This is a genomic window from Arthrobacter sp. TB 23, assembly GCF_000294595.1.
Classification (GTDB): domain Bacteria; phylum Actinomycetota; class Actinomycetes; order Actinomycetales; family Micrococcaceae; genus Arthrobacter_D.
The window spans coordinates 17,600-35,991 of sequence record NZ_ALPM01000097.1; the positions used below are offsets into that span (position 1 = coordinate 17,600).

Here is an 18,392-nt window from a genome sequence, read left to right on the forward strand (position 1 = left end):
GACGACGGCGGGTCGGCTCCCAAGTACCCAGGCCGGCAGGGTCTAGCGGTTTCCCGGCGTCGTCTCTGGTCGCGAGTCGGAGTCATTGGCGCGACGTTCCCCGGGGACACGGTCGTCGTTGGGACCGGTTTCGGGGCTGCCTGAACCGGCGGCTTCGTCCATCATCCCCTGGTACCGAACCCTCCGGATCCGTTTGGACATGTCGCGGATGAGGAAGATGACAGCTATCACCATCAACAGGGTGAAAACGAAGCCCAGCAGACCGGGCGTCACCTGGCTGGGATCCAGCCCCGGCCTGAGCCCATCCTCCTGATCGGGGACAGGGCTCACGGTTGACACCAGGTTAAGCAGGTAATTCACAATGCACCACTTTCGAAAGGAACGGTGGGCCGCAAGGCCCACATCCTTATTCTACGCCAGCGAAGAAGTCAGCTTCGGGCAGTTTGGCTTCCACCCGGGAGTGGATCAATGAGTAGTCTTCCCACGGCCAGACTTCGCGCTGCAGGTCTGCTGACACGGCGAAGAAGAACCCATCCGGATCAACCTGTGTCCGGTGCGAGAGCAACGCCCGATCACGGTGCTCAAAAAAATCTCCACACTCGATCTGGGTAGTGGTCTTGTGCGTGGGTGCCGGGGCCTGATGGCCTTCCGAGTCGGCTTCAAGCCACGCCGCGATCCGGGCGGCATAGGGTGACTGCAGGCCGGCAGCTTCGAGGGCGTTGTGCAGTGCATGGAATCGTTCAGGATTGAACGCGCGGTCGTAATACAGTTTCGACGGCGCCCAGGCGGCCCCCGTGCCGGGATACCGATCGGCGTCGGCGGCTGCATGATAAGCCTCGACGGCCACCTTGTGGGCCATGATGTGGTCCGGGTGTGGGTACCCACCATTCTCGTCGTAGCTCAGGATGACGTGGGGGCGGAAATCACGGATCAGTTTGACCAGTGGTGCCGCCGCACGCTCCAGTGGCTGCACTGCGAAGCACCCGAACGGCAACGGAGGCAAGGGGTCGCCCTCGGGCAGACCGGAGTCCGTGAAGCCCAGCCAGCGCTGGCGGATTCCCAGCGCTCGCGCCGCGTCGGCCATCTCCACCCGCCGCAGGCCAGCCAGGTCCCGCAGCGCTTGGGGATCGCCAGCGACTTTCTCGTTGAGGATGTCCCCGCGTTCCCCTCCGGTGCAGGTGGCAACCAGCACGTCGACGCCGGCGGCGGCGTACCGGGCCATGGTGGCTGCGCCTTTGCTTGACTCATCGTCCGGATGGGCGTGGACTGCCAGTAGCCGGAATCCCTCGCCAGGAGCCGACGCGCTGAATGATGGACGGTTTTCCGGGCTGGGCAACTACTGCTCCTGTGGGTTCGGCTATCGCTTTAGGCAATAGATTCCGGCGGGGATAAAATGGTTTCCGATGAACACCAACCAACCGCCAGTATCAAGAGTAGCCAATCGCTACGGCACCCCCAAGCCGGGATTACCAGGGCGGACGAAGAAGCGGATCATCTGGGGCGCCCTCGCCGTAGCAGTGGTCACCATCGGTGTGTTCACCGTACAGACTTCCGTCCCGGAGGTAACCAGCAAGGACGTCGGGTTCAACATTCAGGACGCCGGGAACGCCAACGTTGACTTCGATGTCACCAAAGCCCCCGACGCAACGGTGCAGTGCGCCGTGCAGGTCTTGAACGAAACCTACGCGGTGGTGGGCTGGGAAATCGTGGAGATCGGTCCCAATAGCGCCGATGAAGGGACCGACGGCGGTCGCACCACAGCGCATCGTGCCCAGATCCGCACCGAATCCGTGGGTGTCTCAGGCGGGGTCAACGCTTGCTGGGTCATCGAGGAAAACGGTTCCGCATAGGCCTGCCGGAGATTCCGAACGTCTCGATTTCACTACATTTCGGCCTTTACCCCCGTGCCCTACCTTGGGATTACCGAGGCAGGGCGTCTACACTGGGGACAATACGTTCGGCTCTCCCCAACCGGTGATCAACTGTGTATGTGGTCACCAAGGGTGGAGCCTTTATTTGTTGCTAAGCCTGCTTACATCTCGTTGTGCAGGCTGTCACCATGCCGAAACCGCTCGATCAACGGGTTTCGGACATAGCTAAGGAGATGCCCGTGTCCACCAACAGTGCACCTGTCGCATGGCTTACCCAGGAGTCCTATGACCGCCTCAAGGCCGAGCTGGAGCATTTGTCCGGTCCCGGCCGGACCGAAGTTGTTGCCCGGATTGAACAGGCACGGTCCGAGGGTGACCTCAAGGAGAACGGTGGCTACCACGCCGCCAAGGAAGAACAGGGCAAGTCAGAGGCCCGGATCCGTCAGCTCACTGCGCTGCTGGAGAACGCCCACGTTGGCGAAGCCCCGGAAGACAACGGAATTGTGGAACCCGGCATGCTGGTTCACGCCAGGATCGCCGGCGACGACGCCACGTTCCTGCTCGGCAGCCGCGAAGTTGCCGGTGACACCGACATTGACGTCTACAGCGAGAAGTCTCCGCTGGGAGCTGCCATCCAGGGTAAGAAGGCCGGTGACAAAGTCACCTACACGGCGCCGAATGGCAAGGAGATTGAGGTTGAGGTCCTGTCGGCCAAGCCGTACGTAGGGTAAGACCTTTCTGACGCCCTTAACGGGCTTTTGACTGCCGACGGCGGTCCGTCCCACCAGGGGCGGGNGCCGTTTCAGTATCACGGCAGCAAGCACCCCGCCGAGCGCCCCGAACAGGTGAGCCTGCCAGGAGATGTTGGAGCCCGCGCTGGGCAGGATTCCCCACAGGATCGAGCCATACATCAGGAAGACCACGAGCGCGAGCAGGATCTGTCGCAGGCTGCGGTTATAGAAGCCCCTGACCATCAGGTAGGCAAACAGGCCGAAAACCACGCCGGAGGCGCCGATGGTAAGTCCGCCGCCGAAAATCCACACCCCGATCCCGGATCCCAACCAGCTAGCCGCCACGGCAATGGCGAACCGACGTGTTCCCTCAAGGAATGTGAGGAAACCGAGCACCAGCAGCGGCAGCGTGTTGCTCAGGAGGTGTCCCACCCCGGCGTGCAGCAGCGGCGCGAACAGGACGCCGTCGAGGCCCGACACCTCCCGCGGGTCAATCCCCAGCCAGCCAACCAGTCGGGTGCCCGTGAGCACATTGACCAGGTGGATGGCCCAGAGCAGCGCCGCGAACACACCGACCGTGAGTAGTCCTTTGCGGGCGCGTTCGGCGAGCATTGCTCAGCCTTCGATAACCATGGGCTGGAATCCTTCGGCCCGCAGGTTACCGAGGATGAGATCGCAGTGTTCATCACCCTTGGTCTCCATATTGATGGTGATCGCAACATCTCCCATGCTGATGGATCCGCCCACCCGGGTGTGATCGACACCGGTCACGTTGGCGTCGGATTCGGCGATGATCCGGGAAATCGTGGCCAGTGAGCCTGGCCGGTCATCGAGGAGCATCCGCACCACCAGGTACCTGCCCGCGGCGGCGAGTCCTCGCTGAATGACCTTGAGCATCAGCATCGGGTCGATGTTCCCGCCCGACAGGATGACCGCCGTATTTCCCGGGGAAGCGCCGTTCTCGGTGAGCTTGCCGTCGAGCAGGGCCGCCACCCCCACCGCGCCCGCGGGCTCCACCACCATCTTTGACCGTTCGAGCAAGAAGATCAGCGCCCGTGCCAGTGAATCCTCGGTGACCGTGACGACGTCGTCGACCAGTTCCTTGATGATCGAGAAAGGCAGCTGACCGGGGCGGCCCACGGCAATGCCATCGGCGATGGTCGATACCTTGGTTAGCGGTACCAGCGCATCAGCCGCCAACGACGGCGGGTAGGCCGCAGCGTTTTCGGCCTGCACCCCGATGATCCGGATCTCCCGGCCCAGCTCCCTCGCCCTGGCCTTGACAGCGACGGCGACCCCAGCCAGCAGACCACCGCCGCCCACCCCCATCAGGATGGTGTCGACGTCGGGCACTTGTTCGAGGATTTCCAGCCCGATGGTCCCCTGACCGGCGACCACATCGACGTTGTCGAAGGGGTGGACGAATACGGTGTCGGTCTCCTCGGCGTACCGTTTGGCTTCCGCGAGCGCTTCATCGACGTTGTGCCCGTGAAGGACCACTTCGGCGCCGTGGCCGCGGGTGGCAGCGAGCTTGGGGAGCGCGACACCCAATGGCATGTAGATGCGCGCCTTGATGCCGAGCCGGGCGGCAGCAACCGCCACCCCCTGGGCGTGGTTGCCTGCCGACGCGGCCACCACTCCCCTGGCCTTCTCGGCGTCGGAGAGCCGTGCCATCCGCACGTAAGCGCCGCGGATCTTGAAGGATCCCGCCCGCTGCAGATTCTCGCACTTCAGCGACACATTGGCGCCAATCAGGCGCCCCAGCGCCCTGGACTCCTCAATCGGGGTGCGGGCGATGACTCCGTCAAGGAGTTTCTGCGCGGCTTGGACGTCATCCAGCGTCACGGCGAGATCCAAAAGATCAGTCACTGGTTGGCCTTTCGTGTGTCATCTGGGGTGGTGGTGTGGGTCGGGTGGTTGTTGGTGTCGTCGTCGCTGAGGGGAGGGTCCTCCGGAGGCTCCGGAAGGCCGTCGGGTGGTGGCGGGATCCCGCCGACAACCGGGTCTGTCTCCCAGGAGCGCGCGGCAATATATCGCACCACTGTGTTCACCACCGCGAGGAGGGGCACCGAAAAGAGCGCTCCGGGGATTCCAGCGATCAGTGTTCCGCCAGCGACGGCGAGGACCACCGCCAGGGGGTGGAGGGACACTGCGGGTCCCATGATCAGCGGTTGCAGGACGTGACCTTCCAGTTGCTGCACGACCAGCACAATGGCGAGCATGATCAACGCGTTGACCCAGCCGTTGGCTACCAGTGCAAGCAGGACCGCTACCAAACCGGTGAACAGTGCTCCCACGATGGGGATGAAGGATCCCAGGAAGACCAGGACACTGAGCGGCAGCGCCAGCGGCACCCCGATCAGGGCGGCACCGACTCCGATACCCACAGCATCAACGAACGCTACGAGCATCTGCACCCGCACGTAGTTGGCCATTGAGGACCAGCCACGGCGTCCGGCGCCGTCGACAGCTGTTCGGGCGTCACGCGGCATCAGCCCAACCACGAAGCGCCAGATCCGCTCCCCCTCCAGGAGGAAGAAGATCAGGGCGAAGACCGCCAGCAGCGCCCCGGCCGCGAAGCTGCCGGCGCTACTCCCAAGAGAGATCACGCCTGTCACGATCGATCCGCTGTTGTTCTGGACGGCGCTGGCACCCTCACTGATGAACTGGTCTATTTGGAAGTCGGTGAGACCCAGCGGCCCATCGTGGAGCCAGGTCTGGACCTGCCGGATCCCCTCCACCACCTCATCCCAGAGATCGGTAAATCCGAGAGCCAGTTGCCGGCCCGCCAGCGTTGCCATCGAGCCCACCACTCCCAGGAACCCTACGACGGTGAGGGCGACGGCGAGACCGTTCGGGACCCGTGCCTTCCGCAGCAAACCCATCACGGGTAACAGGAGGCTGGCCAATAACCCTGCGAGCAGGAGCGGGATAATGAGTAGCGAGATGTGTCCGAGGAGCCAGATCAGCATCCCGGCCACGACGATGATCAAGCCGACCCGCCATGCCCACGCAGCCGAGAGGCTCAGCGCGTACGGTACATCCCTGACGAGGGCCCGCCCCATGACCTGTTCGCGGGCGCCCTGAATACCCGACGGGGTCTGCCGCTGAGGGGGGCGAATCATGGTGCAATCTTTCCACACGTCACTGATCGTTCAGCACTGGGTCCAGCCTGCTGGACCCGTGTGACTAAAGGTCAGCCCACTGCCAATCGAACGGCACTGGGCGGACTGTCCAGGGGGCTGTTAAACACTTGTGCCCGCAACAATCGCTGCGGGCACAAGTCGAAGGGTTACGAAATTCCGTCGAGTTACTCGCTGCCGCGCATAATCGCGATGAGGCGAATGAACTCCACGTAGAGCCAGATCAGCGTGACGGTCAGGCCGAAGGCCGCGGTCCACGAGTATTTCTGGGGTGCACCGTTTCGCACTCCGTCGCTAATCGACGTGAAGTCGATAACGAGGGAAAAGGCGGCGAGCCCGATCGCGAAGATTCCGATCACTAGTCCGAAGGGAATGTCAGTTCCGGGGATAGAAGCACCGCGCATACCCCAAGGGTCTTCGCTAACACCAAAGAGCATCAGACCGAGGTTGATCAGGCTGAACGCTGCGTAGCCGAGGATGGCGATCATGAAGATCTTCATTCCCTTAGGCGACGCGCGCACCTTGCCGCTCTTGAACAGGGCCAAAGTGATGGCGAAGACGGTGAGCGTCCCCACGAGGGCCTGCAGCGCGATGTTGGGGAACTGAGCCTCCAACACCATAGTCAGCCCGCCAACGAACAGACCCTGCAGGAATGCGTAGGCCAGGATCAGCGCTGGGACGGGTTCCCGTTTGAAAGCGTTGACCAGTCCAAGTACCAGCCCGCCGACCATACCGACGATCATCAGCGGCATCACGAGCCCTGGGAGCAGGAAGGCAGGCACAGCAGCACCGACCAGTACAACGCCGATCGAGAGGACTGTCTTGACGATCACGTCGTCGAAGGTCATCCGTCCGGTCTGCGAGGGCCCCGCTGATGGCTGGTTGTACAGGTCTTCCATCTGGGTGGTGCTCATTGCGCTCTGGCCGGCGAGCGCAGTTGCGCCTTGCCCTGCCGGAGTGTTGCCGCGTGCAGCGGTACGGAAGTTCTTTCCGTTGAATACCGGGTTACCGCCAAGTGCCATGTGAACTTGTCCTCCAATGGGGGATGAATGTGATTTTAACCTTATCAATGTCAACGCTTTTTCCGACATTTTGTTCCCTGCGGCGCCCGCGACGCCAGCAGTCGTTACCCAATCGCTACCCGCCGGTAGCCGTTTGGGTATCCGTCGAAACATGGCACGGGTAACATGAACTCACACTCGGTGACATGTGTCACAAGACATGTGGCACCAGACGTATGCCACAAGCCGTCCTTACTCCACCGGATCGCCGGTGGGGCACCCCATAGTGAGGTTCATAACTTGATAACCCGACCGACGCCTGCGTGGATCAGGAGGCTGCTGGTTTTCGCGACCGGCCTCATCGCCGTCCTCATGCTCAGCGCCCCCGCAGCCCAGGGCTACCACCCAGGGGCCCCCGCGACAGCTCCCAGCACACTGGCCGCATCGCATCTCCCCGGGCAGATCGTTGCCCAGGAGTTCACTGACCGGATCAGTGGTGTTCTCCGGAACGCCGACGGCCCTCTCGCGGACGTCACCATCTCGGTATCGGGCAACGGGTTCGATGGTGAGACTACTTCGGCAGCCAACGGGTCCTGGTCCGTCGGGGTACCCGAGCAGGGTGCCTACGAGGTAACCCTCGAAGTTGACACCCTCCCCGAGGGTGCGGCCCTGGCTGAAGGCCAGGCCAATCCGCGCACAGTCACCTTTGCTGGCACATCCAACGTCACCACGCTGTTTCTGTTCGGCGAGGGGATCGTCACAACCACCACCAGCTTCTGGGACACCCTCGCGGAACGCTCCCTCGCCGGCCTCAGCTTCGGCCTGCTGCTCGCGCTGAGCGCCGTCGGGCTGTCGTTGATTTTCGGTACAACCGGGCTCACCAACTTCGCCCACGGCGAGATGGTTACCTTTGGCGCGGTAGTTGCCTTCGGATTCGCCGCATTGGGGTTGCCCATCTTCGTGGCAATACCGTTGGCGGTGGTCGCTGGTGCTCTCCTCGGGTGGGTCCAGGATGCTGGTTTGTGGAAGCCCCTGCGCCGTCGCGGAACCGGGCTGGTTCCCATGATGATCGTCAGCATTGGGCTCGCCCTGGCGCTCCGGTACATCATTCAGTTCAATTTCGGTGGTGCCACGCAGCAGTTGCCTGGCGCCCAGAGCGCTCGGCTGGACTTCGGACCGGTCTCCATTTCACAGAACAACCTCAATTCGTTGCTGATTTCCCTGGTGATCATCCTGTTGGTTGGGTTCCTCCTCCTGCGCACCCGCCTCGGCAAAGCCACCCGCGCGGTGTCGGACAACCCAGCCCTCGCTGCCGCTTCAGGTATCGATGTGGACCGGGTCATCCGGATTGTCTGGATGGTCGGCGGGGCGCTGGCAGCCCTCGGCGGAATCCTCTGGGCGTACTACCGTCCGGGCGTGTCCTTCAACATGGGTCAGCAGATCCTGCTGCTCATCTTCGCTGGCGTCGTCCTCGGTGGACTGGGCACCGTGTTCGGTGCCCTCATCGGGTCGATCATCGTAGGACTGTTCGTGGAAATCTCGACCATCTGGCTGGAAGCCGACCTTAAGTATGTGGGAGCGCTTCTGATCATGATTCTGGTTCTTCTGTTCCGGCCGCAGGGTATCCTCGGCCGCAAAGAGCGCGTCGGTTAGGGGCTCACATCATGGATTTCGGAAATATTCTTGCACTCGCCTTCGGCGAAATGATCAGCCCCACCACCGCCGCTTATGCTCTGGCCGCCCTCGGTCTCGCCGTGCACTTTGGCTATTCAGGACTGCTGAACTTCGGCCAGGCCGGTTTCATGGCCGTGGGTGCCTACGGCTACGCAATTTCAACCCTGACTTTCGACGCTCCCCTGCCAGTCGCCGTCCTGGTGGCGTTGACGGCCTCCGTGCTTTTCGCTCTCATCCTGGGCATTCCGACCCTGCGCCTACGAGCCGACTATCTCGCGATCGTCACTATCGCCGCAGCGGAAATCGTCAGGTACATCGTGACCACCAACGGGCTGACCGAGGTGACGGGCTCAGCCAACGGTCTCGCCAACTTCGAGAATGGCTTTTTCGCGCTAAATCCGTTGGCCCCGGGATCCTACAATGTGGGTCCCATCGCAATGAATGAGCGGGACCTGTGGATCAGAATCGTGGGCTGGACCATTGTGGCCCTCGCCTGCCTGACCGTCTGGTTGCTCATGCGCAGCCCCTGGGGCCGTGTGCTCAAGGGGATCAGGGAGGACGAGAACGCTGTTCGTGCCCTGGGCAAGAACGTGTACGCGTACAAGATGCAGGCGCTGGTTATCGGTGGCCTCCTCGGTTCCCTGGCGGGCATGATCTTCACCCTCCCCCGCGGCGCGGTACAGCCTGCCAACTATGCCACGGAGCTAACGTTCTTCCTGTACACCTGTCTCCTGCTCGGTGGCATGGCCACCGTTCTTGGACCGGTGATCGGGGCCATGATCTTCTGGGTGGTGCTGTCCCTGACCCAGGGGCTGCTCTACGGTGCAATTGAAATCGGTGCCATCACCTTCCTGTCCAACGTGCAGGCAGGTCAATTGCGCTACATCCTCGTTGGCGTCGCGTTGATGCTGCTAATGGTGTTCAGACCCCAGGGCGTCCTGGGTAACAAGAAGGAGCTGGCGTTCGCATGACCGAACCACTAGAGACGCAGCCGACCACCGGGGACGGGCGTCCACCCAAACACAGTGCGGCCACCCCCGGAGCCGTGGAGTCAGCGCCTGCCGGCTCAACCCCGGTGGACTACATGACCGATTCCCGCGACATCACCACCGGGCAGACCGGTCCAGGCTGCAAAAAACGGGACCCCATCCTGGTCGCGGAGAAGGTGACCCGCCAATTCGGTGGGATGAACGCCGTCGACGTCGATTATCTCGAGGTCCCCCGCAACAAAATCACTGCGCTGATCGGGCCCAATGGTGCTGGCAAGACCACACTCTTCAACCTGTTGACTGGGTTTGATACCCCTAACAGCGGGCAGTGGCGTTTCGACGACCGTGACATCGCCGGGGTGCCGTCCTACAAGGTGGCCCGGATGGGGATGGTGCGTACCTTCCAGCTCACCAAGGTGATGGGCAAGCTGACCGTCATGGAGAACATGCGTCTGGGCGCCACTGCACAACCCGGTGAGAGCCTCGCCCGGGCCCTGTTCAAGGGGCTATGGGGTAAGCGGGAGAAGGAAATCACCGAGCAGGCAGACGTGCTCCTCGCCAAGTTCAAACTGGATGCGAAGAAGGACGACTACGCGGCGTCACTGTCGGGAGGCCAGCGTAAGCTGCTCGAAATGGCGCGGGCCCTGATGGTCAAACCGGTTCTCGTCATGCTCGATGAGCCGATGGCTGGAGTTAACCCAGCACTCACTCAGTCCCTGCTGGACCACATCAAGAACCTCAAGGCCGAGGGAATGACGGTGCTGTTCGTCGAGCACGACATGCACATGGTCCGTCACATCGCGGATTGGGTGGTGGTGATGGCCGAGGGCAGGATCGTCGCCGAAGGGCCACCCGAGATAGTGATGAAGGATAAGGCCGTGATCGATGCCTACCTTGGCGCGCATCACGACGTCGACCTCGGCGACTCGAAGGGCGTCGAGATGCTTGAAGTTGAGCTCGCCCAGGACGAGGAGTCCGTCGTCGGCACCGCCGACGCCGGCATCCTGGCCCACCCCGGAGGCACCCAACTGGACGGCACGCCAGTCGAAACCACTCCCACAGGCCAGACTGGTCCCGCCACAACGGCGGATACCGCACCGGACAGCAAGGAGACCCGACCATGAGCGAGGACAACAGCACATCGGTGGTCAAGGTCACCAACCTGGTGGCTGGCTACCTGCCGGGCGTCAACATCCTCAACGGCTGCAGTATTGAGGCACGGTCGGGTGAGCTGATCGGCATCATCGGCCCCAACGGCGCTGGCAAGTCCACGCTACTCAAGGCCATGTTTGGGCTGGTGAAGGTACATTCCGGCACTGTGGTGGTCAGGGACAAAGACATCACCGGGCTCAAGGCCAACAAGCTGGTTAGCCAGGGGGTCGGGTTCGTCCCACAGAACAACAACGTGTTCGCCTCGCTGACCATCGAGGAAAACCTCGAAATGGGTATGTACCAGCGGCCGAAGGACTTCAAGAAGCGGTTCGACTTCGTCGCTGACTTGTTCCCCGAACTGGGGAAGCGTCGGGCACAGCGGGCCGGGTCGCTCTCGGGCGGCGAACGCCAGATGGTGGCGATGGGACGGGCGCTCATGATGGACCCGGCAGTACTCCTACTCGATGAGCCCTCAGCCGGTCTCTCACCAGTGAAACAGGATGAGACGTTCCTACGGGTACATGAGATCAACCGGGCGGGAGTTTCGGTGATCATGGTCGAGCAGAACGCCCGCCGGTGCCTCCAGATCTGTGACCGGGCGTACGTGCTCGATCAGGGGAAGGACGCGTACACGGGTACGGGCCGCGAGCTGATGAAGGATCCGAAGGTGATCCAGTTGTACCTGGGCACCCTCGCCGACACGGCCTAGCAGGCTCCTCAGGACCATAAACGCCCGGCTGGGAATCCAGCCGGGCGTTTTGCGTTGGGCGCGTCCTCGCCTGTTGAAGGAGTTCTGGGCCATAGCCAAGGCCAAGGGGCTCCGGGTGGATTTCATGACCGTGCATTGTCACGGCTGGGCGAACGTGGACAGCTGTCTCGGCAAGGTGAGGGCCCTGCACGAGTGCGCAGACCGAGGACTTCATGCGGGGCACCGTCGCCGGCATGCGGGCCATGCCCTATGTGGAGCCATTCGCCTGGAAAACCCGGGCGATCACAGACCCGAAGATGGGTAACTCGGCCCTCTTGACGGTCGAGGCTGGCGAACCTCCACCGGGAAGCTCTACGCCTCCCTGTAGGGCACTGGCCGCCTCCCTGTAGAGCACTGGCGGTCGTTCAGGCGGTCGCCGCACGGTCGGCCGCAGGCCGCAGGCTGACTGCTGACCGCTGACGGCGGTCCGGTGGGCAGCGAGAAAACATGCCCCGCTGTCCGGGTTGCTCACCAAAACGGCCGTTGCAACTCCCAGGTTCTGGGAGTCGCAACGACCGTTGGTGGTGCGAGTGAATCAGATGAACAGACTAGACCGCTTAGAGCTGCCCGGTTTCGGAACGGCTCGGCTGCGGGACGTTGTCGCCGTCGAATGCGTAGATCCCGATGAAGGCTTCGGTTGGGTCACCGTTTTCGTCAAAGGTGATCGGGCCGGAGATACCGTCATAGTCGATGTCTTCGCCGTCGCGCAGGAGGGTCACGCAAGCCGCGAAGTCGTAGCACTTCTCGCCTTCGCCGGTGACACCCTGAAGTTCGGCTGCAATTGCTGCACCATCGGTTGAACCTGCTGCTTCAGCTGCCAACGCGACAACATTCGCAGCGTCGTAGCTTTCACCTGCATAGCTCCAGCTGGTGAGGGCGGGATCGATTTCCAGCAAGGCCTCCTGGAAGGCATCACCGGTGAAGGGGCCAGGAATGGTTCCCTGAGCACCTTCCATGGTTCCTGGATCCAGATCCGCACTGTAGTCGGCCGTGTTGCCGTCCACCAGGAACAGGGTGCTTGGATCAATGCCCTGAGCCGTCAAGAGCGGCACAATGCTGGTTGCCTGGTCGAAGCTGATGACTACGATGGCGTCCGGCTCGGTAGCTACCACTGCATCAACCTGGCTGCTGAACTGTGAGTCACCCTCGTTGAACATCTCGTTGGCGACCACCTGGCCACCAGCCCCTTCAACTGCCTCGCTGATGAAGCCCTGAAGCCCGGTGCCGTAGGCATCGTTCAAGGTGACCATGCCGACCGTCTGGGCGCCACATTCCATGATGTAGTTGCCGAGCACGCGGCCCTGCAGCACATCTGAAGGTGCGGTGCGCCAGTACAGTCCGTTGTCATCCCAGTCGGTGAAGTCGGGAGCAGTGTTCGCAGGCGAAATCTGGATCACGCCAGCTCCGGTGATCTGGTTGATCACGGTTCGTGAAACACCTGAGGATGCGGCGCCGATGATGGCGCTGACGTCCTGAGACAGCAGATCCGTCACAGACTGGGTGGCAATGTCGGTGGTCGTGTCACCCGAGTCGCGGTGGATGATCTCGACGTCCTGGCCGAGCACACCGCCAGCCTCGTTGATCTCCTGAACGGCGAGGTTGGTGCCAGCAATTTCGGGCGGACCGAGGAACGCTAGAGCACCTGTGGTTGGAAGGAGCGTTCCCAGGACCAGTGGTGTGTCGGAGGTGGTAGTCGCCTCGGGAACAGCGGACGGGTCCCCCTTCGGGTTGGCCTCGGGCGCTTCGCCACCCTGACTCTCCGGGCAGCTGAGCCCGGTTGCAGCGGCAGGGGCGGCTGAGGTTTCGCCGCCGTCTCCTTCAGGAGTGGATCCGCCGCAGGCAGATGCAAAGAGCGCGATGCCCAGCCCCAAGGCAGCGACCTTTGCCGCGCGAGGTGCATTGTCTCCAATGCCGAACCGCACGGAGTTGCGTGTTGCAGTCATGTATGTTTTCTCCTCGACCGAAAGGCATTCTGTGCCTTTGATGCGATCACCAGGTGTTCCTGGTATGTAGAAAAGCTAATGCAAAAATGTGTCAAAAATAAGCAAAAACGGTCACATCCTTGTAACGCTCGCCACAGAGGGGTACAACCACCCGGAGTTTCGCGTTCGTACACGCGGCTTCGTGGTGCCCCAGGTCAGACTCGAACTGACACTGAACAGATTTTAAGTCTGGTGCCTCTGCCATTGGGCTACTGGGGCGTGACGGGCTGAATCGTCGTCTCTAGCCTACGTGATCGTTGCACCACACGTGGTCCGAGCGGAGCCAATCCATCCCGGCGACTGGTCACGTCACTGCGGGTCGGTCCGCCACGCGTTCCCCGTTAAAAGGTGATGGCGGCACCCGCTCCAGGAGCCGGTGCCGCCGTTAGTTCCAGTCAGTCAGCTGAACCTATTTCCTGGCTGGCTCACTATAGGAATCACTTTTCGCTGCACCGGCGCTGGAGGGAGCTTCAGCCTTCTTCGGCGGCGGCGTCGCGGCCTCACGGAACTGACGCTTGGGCGTCTGCAAATCCATCAGCTGGGTGGTGTCCCGTCCGAAGACGAAGCTCAGAATCCAGTTGAAGACCACTCGGAACTTACGCTCGAACATCGGCATCGCCATCCCGTGATAGCCACGGTGAGCCAACCACGCGGGGAGTCCTCGCATGCCGAAGCCCATGATGTTGGCAACACCCTTGTACTGCCCGAAGCCAGCCACAGCACCGAGGTTTTTGTGCTTGTATTCCTTGACCCTGCCGACGCCGTTGTTCTGCGCGTAGATGTTCTTCGCGAGGAGTTTGGCCTGGCGCACAGCGTGTTGGGCGTTGGGAACGCAGAATCCGCCGACGCCGCCGCCGGTGAGGTCTGGAACTGCGGCGACATCGCCTGCGGTCCACGCACCCTCAAGGGGGCCGTCGTCACCGGTGATCCGCAGTTCGGCGTTGGCGCGAATACGGCCACGCTCGTCGATCGGGAAGTCGGAGGACCTGACCATCGGGTTGGCCTGAACCCCAGCGGTCCAGATCAGGGTGTCAGTCTCGAACTCGTCCGCTGGAGTCTTGTCCGGCATATTGATCAGCTTCAGCCGGCCATCCACCGCGCTAGCCAACGAGGTATTCAACTTGACCTGAATTCCTCGGGACCTTAGGTGGGCGACCACCCACACCGCCTGGGATTCAGTTACCTCGGGCATGATCCGTCCCATGGCTTCCACCAGGACGAACCTCAGGTCCGAGTGCTCAAGCCGGTCGTTTTTCTTGACCGCCGCCCGGGCCATGTCCTCGATTTCGGTGATGGTTTCAATACCGGCGAATCCGCCGCCAACCACAACGAAGGTCAGGGCACGGTCGCGCTCCGGTCCGGCCGCCATCAGCGAGCCGGTCTCGATCCGCTCCAGCATCTGGTTGCGCAGTGCGACAGCTTCCTCGATGGTTTTCAGGCCGATCCCCTGGTCCTTCAACCCTTCAATCGGGAAGGTCCGGGTGATGGAACCGGCGGCGACGACGACATCGCGGTAGGTCAGCTCGAACGGTTCGCTACCGTCAGCCGGGGCGACCGTTGCAGTACGGCGGGCGTGGTCGATGCCGGTGACCTTGCCGGTGATCAACTCGGTCTGCTTGAGGTGGGTGCGGTGCGAAACCACTGCGTGGCGGGCTTCAATGTTGCCACCGGCCACCTCGGGGAGGAACGGCTGGTAGGTCATGTAGGGCAGCGGGTCCACCAGGGTGACAATGCCACCGTGGGACTTGATCTTCTTCTGTAGCTTGTGGGCCACATAGAGACCTACGTAGCCGCCACCGACTACAAGAATGCGCGGACGATCGGAGAACTGTTGATTCAGTGCCATGCCTCGATGGTACCGGACTTTGTGAAAAAGTTCACTAAGTTTACGTTGAGCCTTGAGCCCGGCCAACAGGATCAGTGTCTAGGGCCGAGGTTCGGCGGCCGCTTCCAGAGAATCCGTGTCGGTATTCTCGTCCATCGGGTTGGACAAAGCGGCCCTCCGCGCACGGACGACTGCGAAGGTCCCAGCGGCAAGGACCACCACTATCAGGCCGCCAAAACCCAGCACGATCGACGCGGGAAGCCCGCCGGAGGTGCCAGTGCCATCTTCGGCCACCGGCACCTCCGGCTCGGGGATATCAGCCGCCGTGGGTTTGCTGGCTGGAGCATCGGCCTCGGGTGGGGGTGCTGGAGCTCCTCTGCGGTAGATCTCGATATATTCGGCCATCGAACCCAGGAGGTTTTCCTCGGGGACGGCAATCTCGGCATTAACCGCCGCTGCCACGTCGAGGATCCCGTAGCCGTAGATAGTGTCGCGTTCCTCGCCCTCGGCGCCGGCCTCCTGGGCCGTCAACAAAATCCGGTTGACGACCTGGGCCGCGGAGAGGTCAGGGTACTTCGAACGGATCAGCGCGGCGGTTCCAGCGACCAGAGGCGCAGCTCCCGAGCTGCCCGACCAGTCGGCGTACACCCCACCCGGCAGGGCTCCCACCAGGTTCTCAGCAGGAGCAGCGACCCCGATACTGATTCCCTCGGATGAGGATTCGCGGCTCGCTTGGCCCTCCCGGTCCAGACCAGCGACGGCAAGAACGCCCGGCATGGTCGCCGGAGCACCCACCTGCAGGGAGCCTCCCGCACGGTTACCCGCGGCGGCGACGATGACGACGTCGTTTTGCTCGGCGTAAAGGAAGGCCTCGTCCCAGCTCTCCGGCCAGGTCGGTGAGGTGCTTCCAAGCGACATGTTGATCACCTGGGCTCCGTTGTCCACCGCCCAGCGCACAGCGTTCGGGATCTGGGCGTCGATACTGATGCCCGCTGGATTGGGTCCCTTGGTTTCGCCTTCAATCCAGACGGACACGGCCAACAGCTCTGACTCAGGTGCCACTCCGACAATCCCGTCCGATCCCCGACCGTAGGTATCGGGGCCGGACGTAGCGACCGGTTCGGGCGACGGCGACTCGTCAGCGGCATCTTCGTCATCGGATGGTGAGGGGCTGGGCGGAGGATCGGGCAGGTGCCCGCGGCCGGCCAGCAGGCTGGCGACGAGAGTGCCGTGCTCAGCAACCTCGCCGATGCCGAGCTGACCGTCGGGTTGCCCCGACCCCGAAACGTCGCTGCCGCCTACCACCACTCCCTCAAGATCGGGATGTGAACCGTCCACGCCACTGTCGATGACAGCGACCCGGACTCCCTCGCCCTTGGTGGTTTCCCAGGCTTCGACGATCCCGTAGTCTTCCAGCCAGTATTCGCGTTCCCGCAGGTCATCTGCCTGAGCCGGGAGGGCAGGAAGCAGTGCTGCTGCGACAGCCACACCGAGCAGGCAAGCCGTGGCTCGCAACCGGGAGCCGAAAGCTCCGCTGGGGTTGGTCACTGGGTGGTTTTCCTGTTCTGGCTGAGGGCAATTCCGTCAAGAATATCGTGCTCGCTGGCGACAGAGGTTTTCACCCTGCCCCCGGTGGCATCGGCAAGGTGGGCGGTGATGGTGCGCCAAATCAATGCGCCGGCACCGATCACATCCACCCGGCCCGGGTGCATGTACGGCAGGGCGGCGCGGGATTCCCTGCTCATTGCCAGCAGCTCGGTGGAGGCCCGCCAGACCCGCTCCTGGTCCAGTTCTGCGCCATGAATGTCCGCCGAGCTGTACCCCGGCAGGTCCAACGCATGAGCGGTGATGGTGGTGATGGTTCCTGCCACCCCTATCAGCCGGCTGACCCGGTCAAATGGCACGTCCTGTGAAGCCTCGGCGATCAGGCGTCGGACCTCGGTTTCCATGGTCGCGATCTCCTGAGCAGTGGGCGGGTCTGCGGCCAGGTAGCGCTCAGTGAATCGCACGCACCCCATATCCATGCTGCGTGAGGCCGTCACCCCTGCTGAAGTGCCGACGACGAATTCGGTGCTTCCACCGCCCAGATCGACGACGAGCGCCAGCGACTCATCGGCCGGGGAGGCCGCCGCGGGAAGCACGCTCAGCGCACCATCGAATGACAGTGCGGCTTCTTCAGCCCCGCTGACCACTTCCGGCGCTACCCCCAGCAGCGCGCTGATGCCCGAGGTGAATTCTTCACGGTTCTCGGCATCCCTGGTCGCCGAGGTGGCGACGAACCGAATCCGGTCGGCTCCGTGCAGACCGATAAGTTCAGCGTATTCGCGGACCGCGGTGAAGGTGCGTTCGAGCGCGGCCGCGGACAACCGCCCGGTGGTATCCACTCCCTCCCCGAGCCTGACCACGCGCATGAGACGCACGACGTCGGTGAGGGACCTGCCGTCGTCGTCCACGTCAGCGATCAGCAGTCGGATGGAATTGGTGCCGCAATCGATGGCGGCTGTGCGGATCATGGTTTCTCCGGCGTGTTTGCGTCGGTGCCGGTGGGTGCTGTGCCGGTGCTGGCCGTCGTCGCTTCAGCCGCGTCGGCAGCCGCACGACGCGAGGCGCGTTTCGCGTCGATTTCCTCTGGGCTGAGGTTCTGGGTGCGGGTGTGCCGGCTGAGTTCGCGGTCCGGCGCCGAGCCGGCCGTGTCCCAGGCACCGGAGCAGTAGCAGGTGTCCCGGGTCCACCACTGGGCAATACCTTCAACCGCTTCGTCGCCGAGCGGGTTGACACCCGGGCCGGCCGCCAGTGAGTGTCCCACCAGGACGTGGAGGCATTTGACCCGGGTGGGCATTCCGCCGGCTGACACGCCGTCGATCTCCGGAACAGGACCCGTCCCTGACCGGTCGCCGATGGCTTTACGGACACGAAGGTACTGCTCGTGCGCCGACTGGTACTTCTCGGCGAGCCCCGGGTCGTGTTCAAGCCGTGCCGTCATCTCGGCCATCAAGCCCGACGCTTCAAGGCGGGAGACCGCAGCAGTGATCACCGGATGCGTCAGGTAGTAGGTGGTGGGAAAGGGGATGCCGTTGGATAGCCGGGGGGCGGTGGTCGCCACCAGCGGGTTGCCGCAGACACAGCGAGCACCAATTTCGACGACGTCGCGCACGGGACGGCCAAGTTGGCGGCTGAGGGTTTCCAGATCGGATGTGGTCAGCTCGGTGCCGGGTGCAGCGTCCATATCGGGGCCCAACCTTTCGTGGTTGAAGTTCGTGGAGGGAGATGAGGTGC

The 18,392-nt window shown here is 62.9% G+C and carries 17 protein-coding genes, 1 tRNA gene and 1 pseudogene; 7 read left to right on the forward strand and 12 right to left on the reverse strand.

Features of this window, described 5'->3' with window-relative positions; genetic code table 11:
* Positions 1-42: 42 nt before the first annotated feature.
* Both B384_RS0113645 and mca read right to left on the reverse strand, forming a co-directional pair.
* The gene (locus B384_RS0113645; protein WP_192813096.1) at positions 43-330 is read right to left on the reverse strand and encodes a hypothetical protein; all 288 of its coding nucleotides are present in this window, start codon (positions 328-330) and stop codon (positions 43-45) included.
* A gap of 76 nt (positions 331-406) precedes the next feature.
* Positions 407-1,336 (reverse strand): mycothiol conjugate amidase Mca, encoded by a 930-nt coding sequence (mca, locus tag B384_RS0113650; RefSeq protein ID WP_019483661.1) that lies wholly within the window; start codon positions 1,334-1,336, stop codon positions 407-409.
* A gap of 67 nt (positions 1,337-1,403) precedes the next feature.
* Here mca and B384_RS0113655 point away from each other — a divergent pair, with 67 nt between their 5' ends.
* Together B384_RS0113655 and greA are read left to right on the forward strand one after the other, a co-directional pair.
* On the forward strand, positions 1,404-1,850 hold the full coding sequence (locus B384_RS0113655; protein ID WP_026041192.1) for a DUF4307 domain-containing protein: 447 nt from the start codon (positions 1,404-1,406) through the stop codon (positions 1,848-1,850).
* Positions 1,851-2,104: 254 nt separating this feature from the next.
* Positions 2,105-2,602: a transcription elongation factor GreA gene (gene greA, locus B384_RS20250; RefSeq protein WP_035747584.1), complete on the forward strand. Its 498-nt coding sequence runs from the start codon at positions 2,105-2,107 to the stop codon at positions 2,600-2,602.
* Positions 2,603-2,683: 81 nt separating this feature from the next.
* Here the strand turns inward: greA and B384_RS18970 are convergent.
* The 4 genes and pseudogenes from B384_RS18970 to B384_RS0113680 all read right to left on the reverse strand — a co-directional run.
* Positions 2,684-3,214, reverse strand: a pseudogene (locus B384_RS18970) (rhomboid family intramembrane serine protease); the annotation flags it as partial.
* Positions 3,215-3,217: 3 nt separating this feature from the next.
* Positions 3,218-4,471, reverse strand: coding sequence for a threonine ammonia-lyase (ilvA, locus tag B384_RS0113670; RefSeq protein WP_019483665.1), 1,254 nt, complete (start codon positions 4,469-4,471; stop codon positions 3,218-3,220).
* Positions 4,468-5,667, reverse strand: a complete 1,200-nt coding sequence (locus B384_RS0113675) for an AI-2E family transporter (protein WP_156809111.1) — start codon at positions 5,665-5,667, stop codon at positions 4,468-4,470. The genes ilvA and B384_RS0113675 overlap by 4 nt, the downstream gene beginning before the upstream one ends.
* A gap of 245 nt (positions 5,668-5,912) precedes the next feature.
* On the reverse strand, positions 5,913-6,767 hold the full coding sequence (locus tag B384_RS0113680; protein ID WP_019483667.1) for a Bax inhibitor-1/YccA family protein: 855 nt from the start codon (positions 6,765-6,767) through the stop codon (positions 5,913-5,915).
* A gap of 279 nt (positions 6,768-7,046) precedes the next feature.
* Here B384_RS0113680 and B384_RS0113685 point away from each other — a divergent pair, with 279 nt between their 5' ends.
* The 5 genes from B384_RS0113685 (at position 7,047) to B384_RS21155 (ending at position 11,659) form a co-directional block, all read left to right on the forward strand.
* Complete coding sequence (locus tag B384_RS0113685) at positions 7,047-8,399, forward strand: ABC transporter permease subunit (protein ID WP_019483668.1); 1,353 nt, start codon at positions 7,047-7,049, stop codon at positions 8,397-8,399.
* Positions 8,400-8,410: 11 nt separating this feature from the next.
* Entirely contained in the window at positions 8,411-9,391 is a 981-nt protein-coding gene (locus B384_RS0113690) for a branched-chain amino acid ABC transporter permease (protein WP_019483669.1), read from the forward strand.
* Positions 9,392-9,504: 113 nt separating this feature from the next.
* Entirely contained in the window at positions 9,505-10,533 is a 1,029-nt protein-coding gene (locus B384_RS18975; RefSeq protein WP_202802722.1) for an ABC transporter ATP-binding protein, read from the forward strand.
* Positions 10,530-11,270 carry an ABC transporter ATP-binding protein gene (locus tag B384_RS0113700; protein WP_019483671.1) on the forward strand — a complete coding sequence of 247 codons (741 nt, stop codon included), beginning with the start codon at positions 10,530-10,532 and terminating at the stop codon, positions 11,268-11,270. The genes B384_RS18975 and B384_RS0113700 overlap by 4 nt, the downstream gene beginning before the upstream one ends.
* 212 nt (positions 11,271-11,482) lie before the next feature.
* Positions 11,483-11,659 carry a hypothetical protein gene (locus B384_RS21155; protein ID WP_237715317.1) on the forward strand — a complete coding sequence of 59 codons (177 nt, stop codon included), beginning with the start codon at positions 11,483-11,485 and terminating at the stop codon, positions 11,657-11,659.
* 207 nt (positions 11,660-11,866) lie between these two features.
* On the opposite strand, the gene B384_RS0113705 is transcribed toward B384_RS21155, so the two are convergent.
* The 6 genes from B384_RS0113705 to B384_RS0113730 form a co-directional block, all read right to left on the reverse strand.
* Complete coding sequence (locus tag B384_RS0113705; protein ID WP_019483672.1) at positions 11,867-13,252, reverse strand: ABC transporter substrate-binding protein; 1,386 nt, start codon at positions 13,250-13,252, stop codon at positions 11,867-11,869.
* A 182-nt stretch (positions 13,253-13,434) separates the two neighbouring features.
* Positions 13,435-13,510: transfer RNA gene (locus B384_RS0113710), tRNA-Leu, on the reverse strand.
* Positions 13,511-13,700: 190 nt separating this feature from the next.
* Positions 13,701-15,137, reverse strand: a complete 1,437-nt coding sequence (locus B384_RS0113715; protein WP_019483673.1) for an NAD(P)/FAD-dependent oxidoreductase — start codon at positions 15,135-15,137, stop codon at positions 13,701-13,703.
* 78 nt (positions 15,138-15,215) lie between these two features.
* Positions 15,216-16,664: a S8 family serine peptidase gene (locus B384_RS0113720; RefSeq protein ID WP_019483674.1), complete on the reverse strand. Its 1,449-nt coding sequence runs from the start codon at positions 16,662-16,664 to the stop codon at positions 15,216-15,218.
* A complete protein-coding gene (locus B384_RS0113725) occupies positions 16,661-17,629 on the reverse strand; it encodes a Ppx/GppA phosphatase family protein (protein WP_019483675.1) in 969 nt (322 codons plus the stop codon). Before B384_RS0113725 ends, B384_RS0113720 begins: the two co-directional genes overlap by 4 nt.
* Positions 17,626-18,342 carry a DUF501 domain-containing protein gene (locus B384_RS0113730; protein ID WP_019483676.1) on the reverse strand — a complete coding sequence of 239 codons (717 nt, stop codon included), beginning with the start codon at positions 18,340-18,342 and terminating at the stop codon, positions 17,626-17,628. The genes B384_RS0113725 and B384_RS0113730 overlap by 4 nt, the downstream gene beginning before the upstream one ends.
* Positions 18,343-18,392 lie beyond the last annotated feature (50 nt).

Bases quoted from the DNA above. Each gene is read 5' to 3' on its own strand.
- greA (WP_035747584.1), top strand. From the start codon at position 2,105: ATGCCCGTGTCCACCAACAGTGCACCTGTCGCATGGCTTACCCAGGAG.
- B384_RS0113725 (WP_019483675.1), bottom strand. From the start codon at position 17,629: ATGATCCGCACAGCCGCCATCGATTGCGGCACCAATTCCATCCGACTG.
- B384_RS0113675 (WP_156809111.1), bottom strand. From the start codon at position 5,667: ATGGGGCGGGCCCTCGTCAGGGATGTACCGTACGCGCTGAGCCTCTCG.
- B384_RS18975 (WP_202802722.1), top strand. From the start codon at position 9,505: ATGACCGATTCCCGCGACATCACCACCGGGCAGACCGGTCCAGGCTGC.
- B384_RS21155 (WP_237715317.1), top strand. From the start codon at position 11,483: ATGCGGGGCACCGTCGCCGGCATGCGGGCCATGCCCTATGTGGAGCCA.
- B384_RS0113700 (WP_019483671.1), top strand. From the start codon at position 10,530: ATGAGCGAGGACAACAGCACATCGGTGGTCAAGGTCACCAACCTGGTG.
- B384_RS0113655 (WP_026041192.1), top strand. From the start codon at position 1,404: ATGAACACCAACCAACCGCCAGTATCAAGAGTAGCCAATCGCTACGGC.
- B384_RS0113730 (WP_019483676.1), bottom strand. From the start codon at position 18,342: ATGGACGCTGCACCCGGCACCGAGCTGACCACATCCGATCTGGAAACC.
- B384_RS0113715 (WP_019483673.1), bottom strand. From the start codon at position 15,137: ATGGCACTGAATCAACAGTTCTCCGATCGTCCGCGCATTCTTGTAGTC.
- B384_RS0113680 (WP_019483667.1), bottom strand. From the start codon at position 6,767: ATGGCACTTGGCGGTAACCCGGTATTCAACGGAAAGAACTTCCGTACC.
- B384_RS0113705 (WP_019483672.1), bottom strand. From the start codon at position 13,252: ATGACTGCAACACGCAACTCCGTGCGGTTCGGCATTGGAGACAATGCA.
- B384_RS0113690 (WP_019483669.1), top strand. From the start codon at position 8,411: ATGGATTTCGGAAATATTCTTGCACTCGCCTTCGGCGAAATGATCAGC.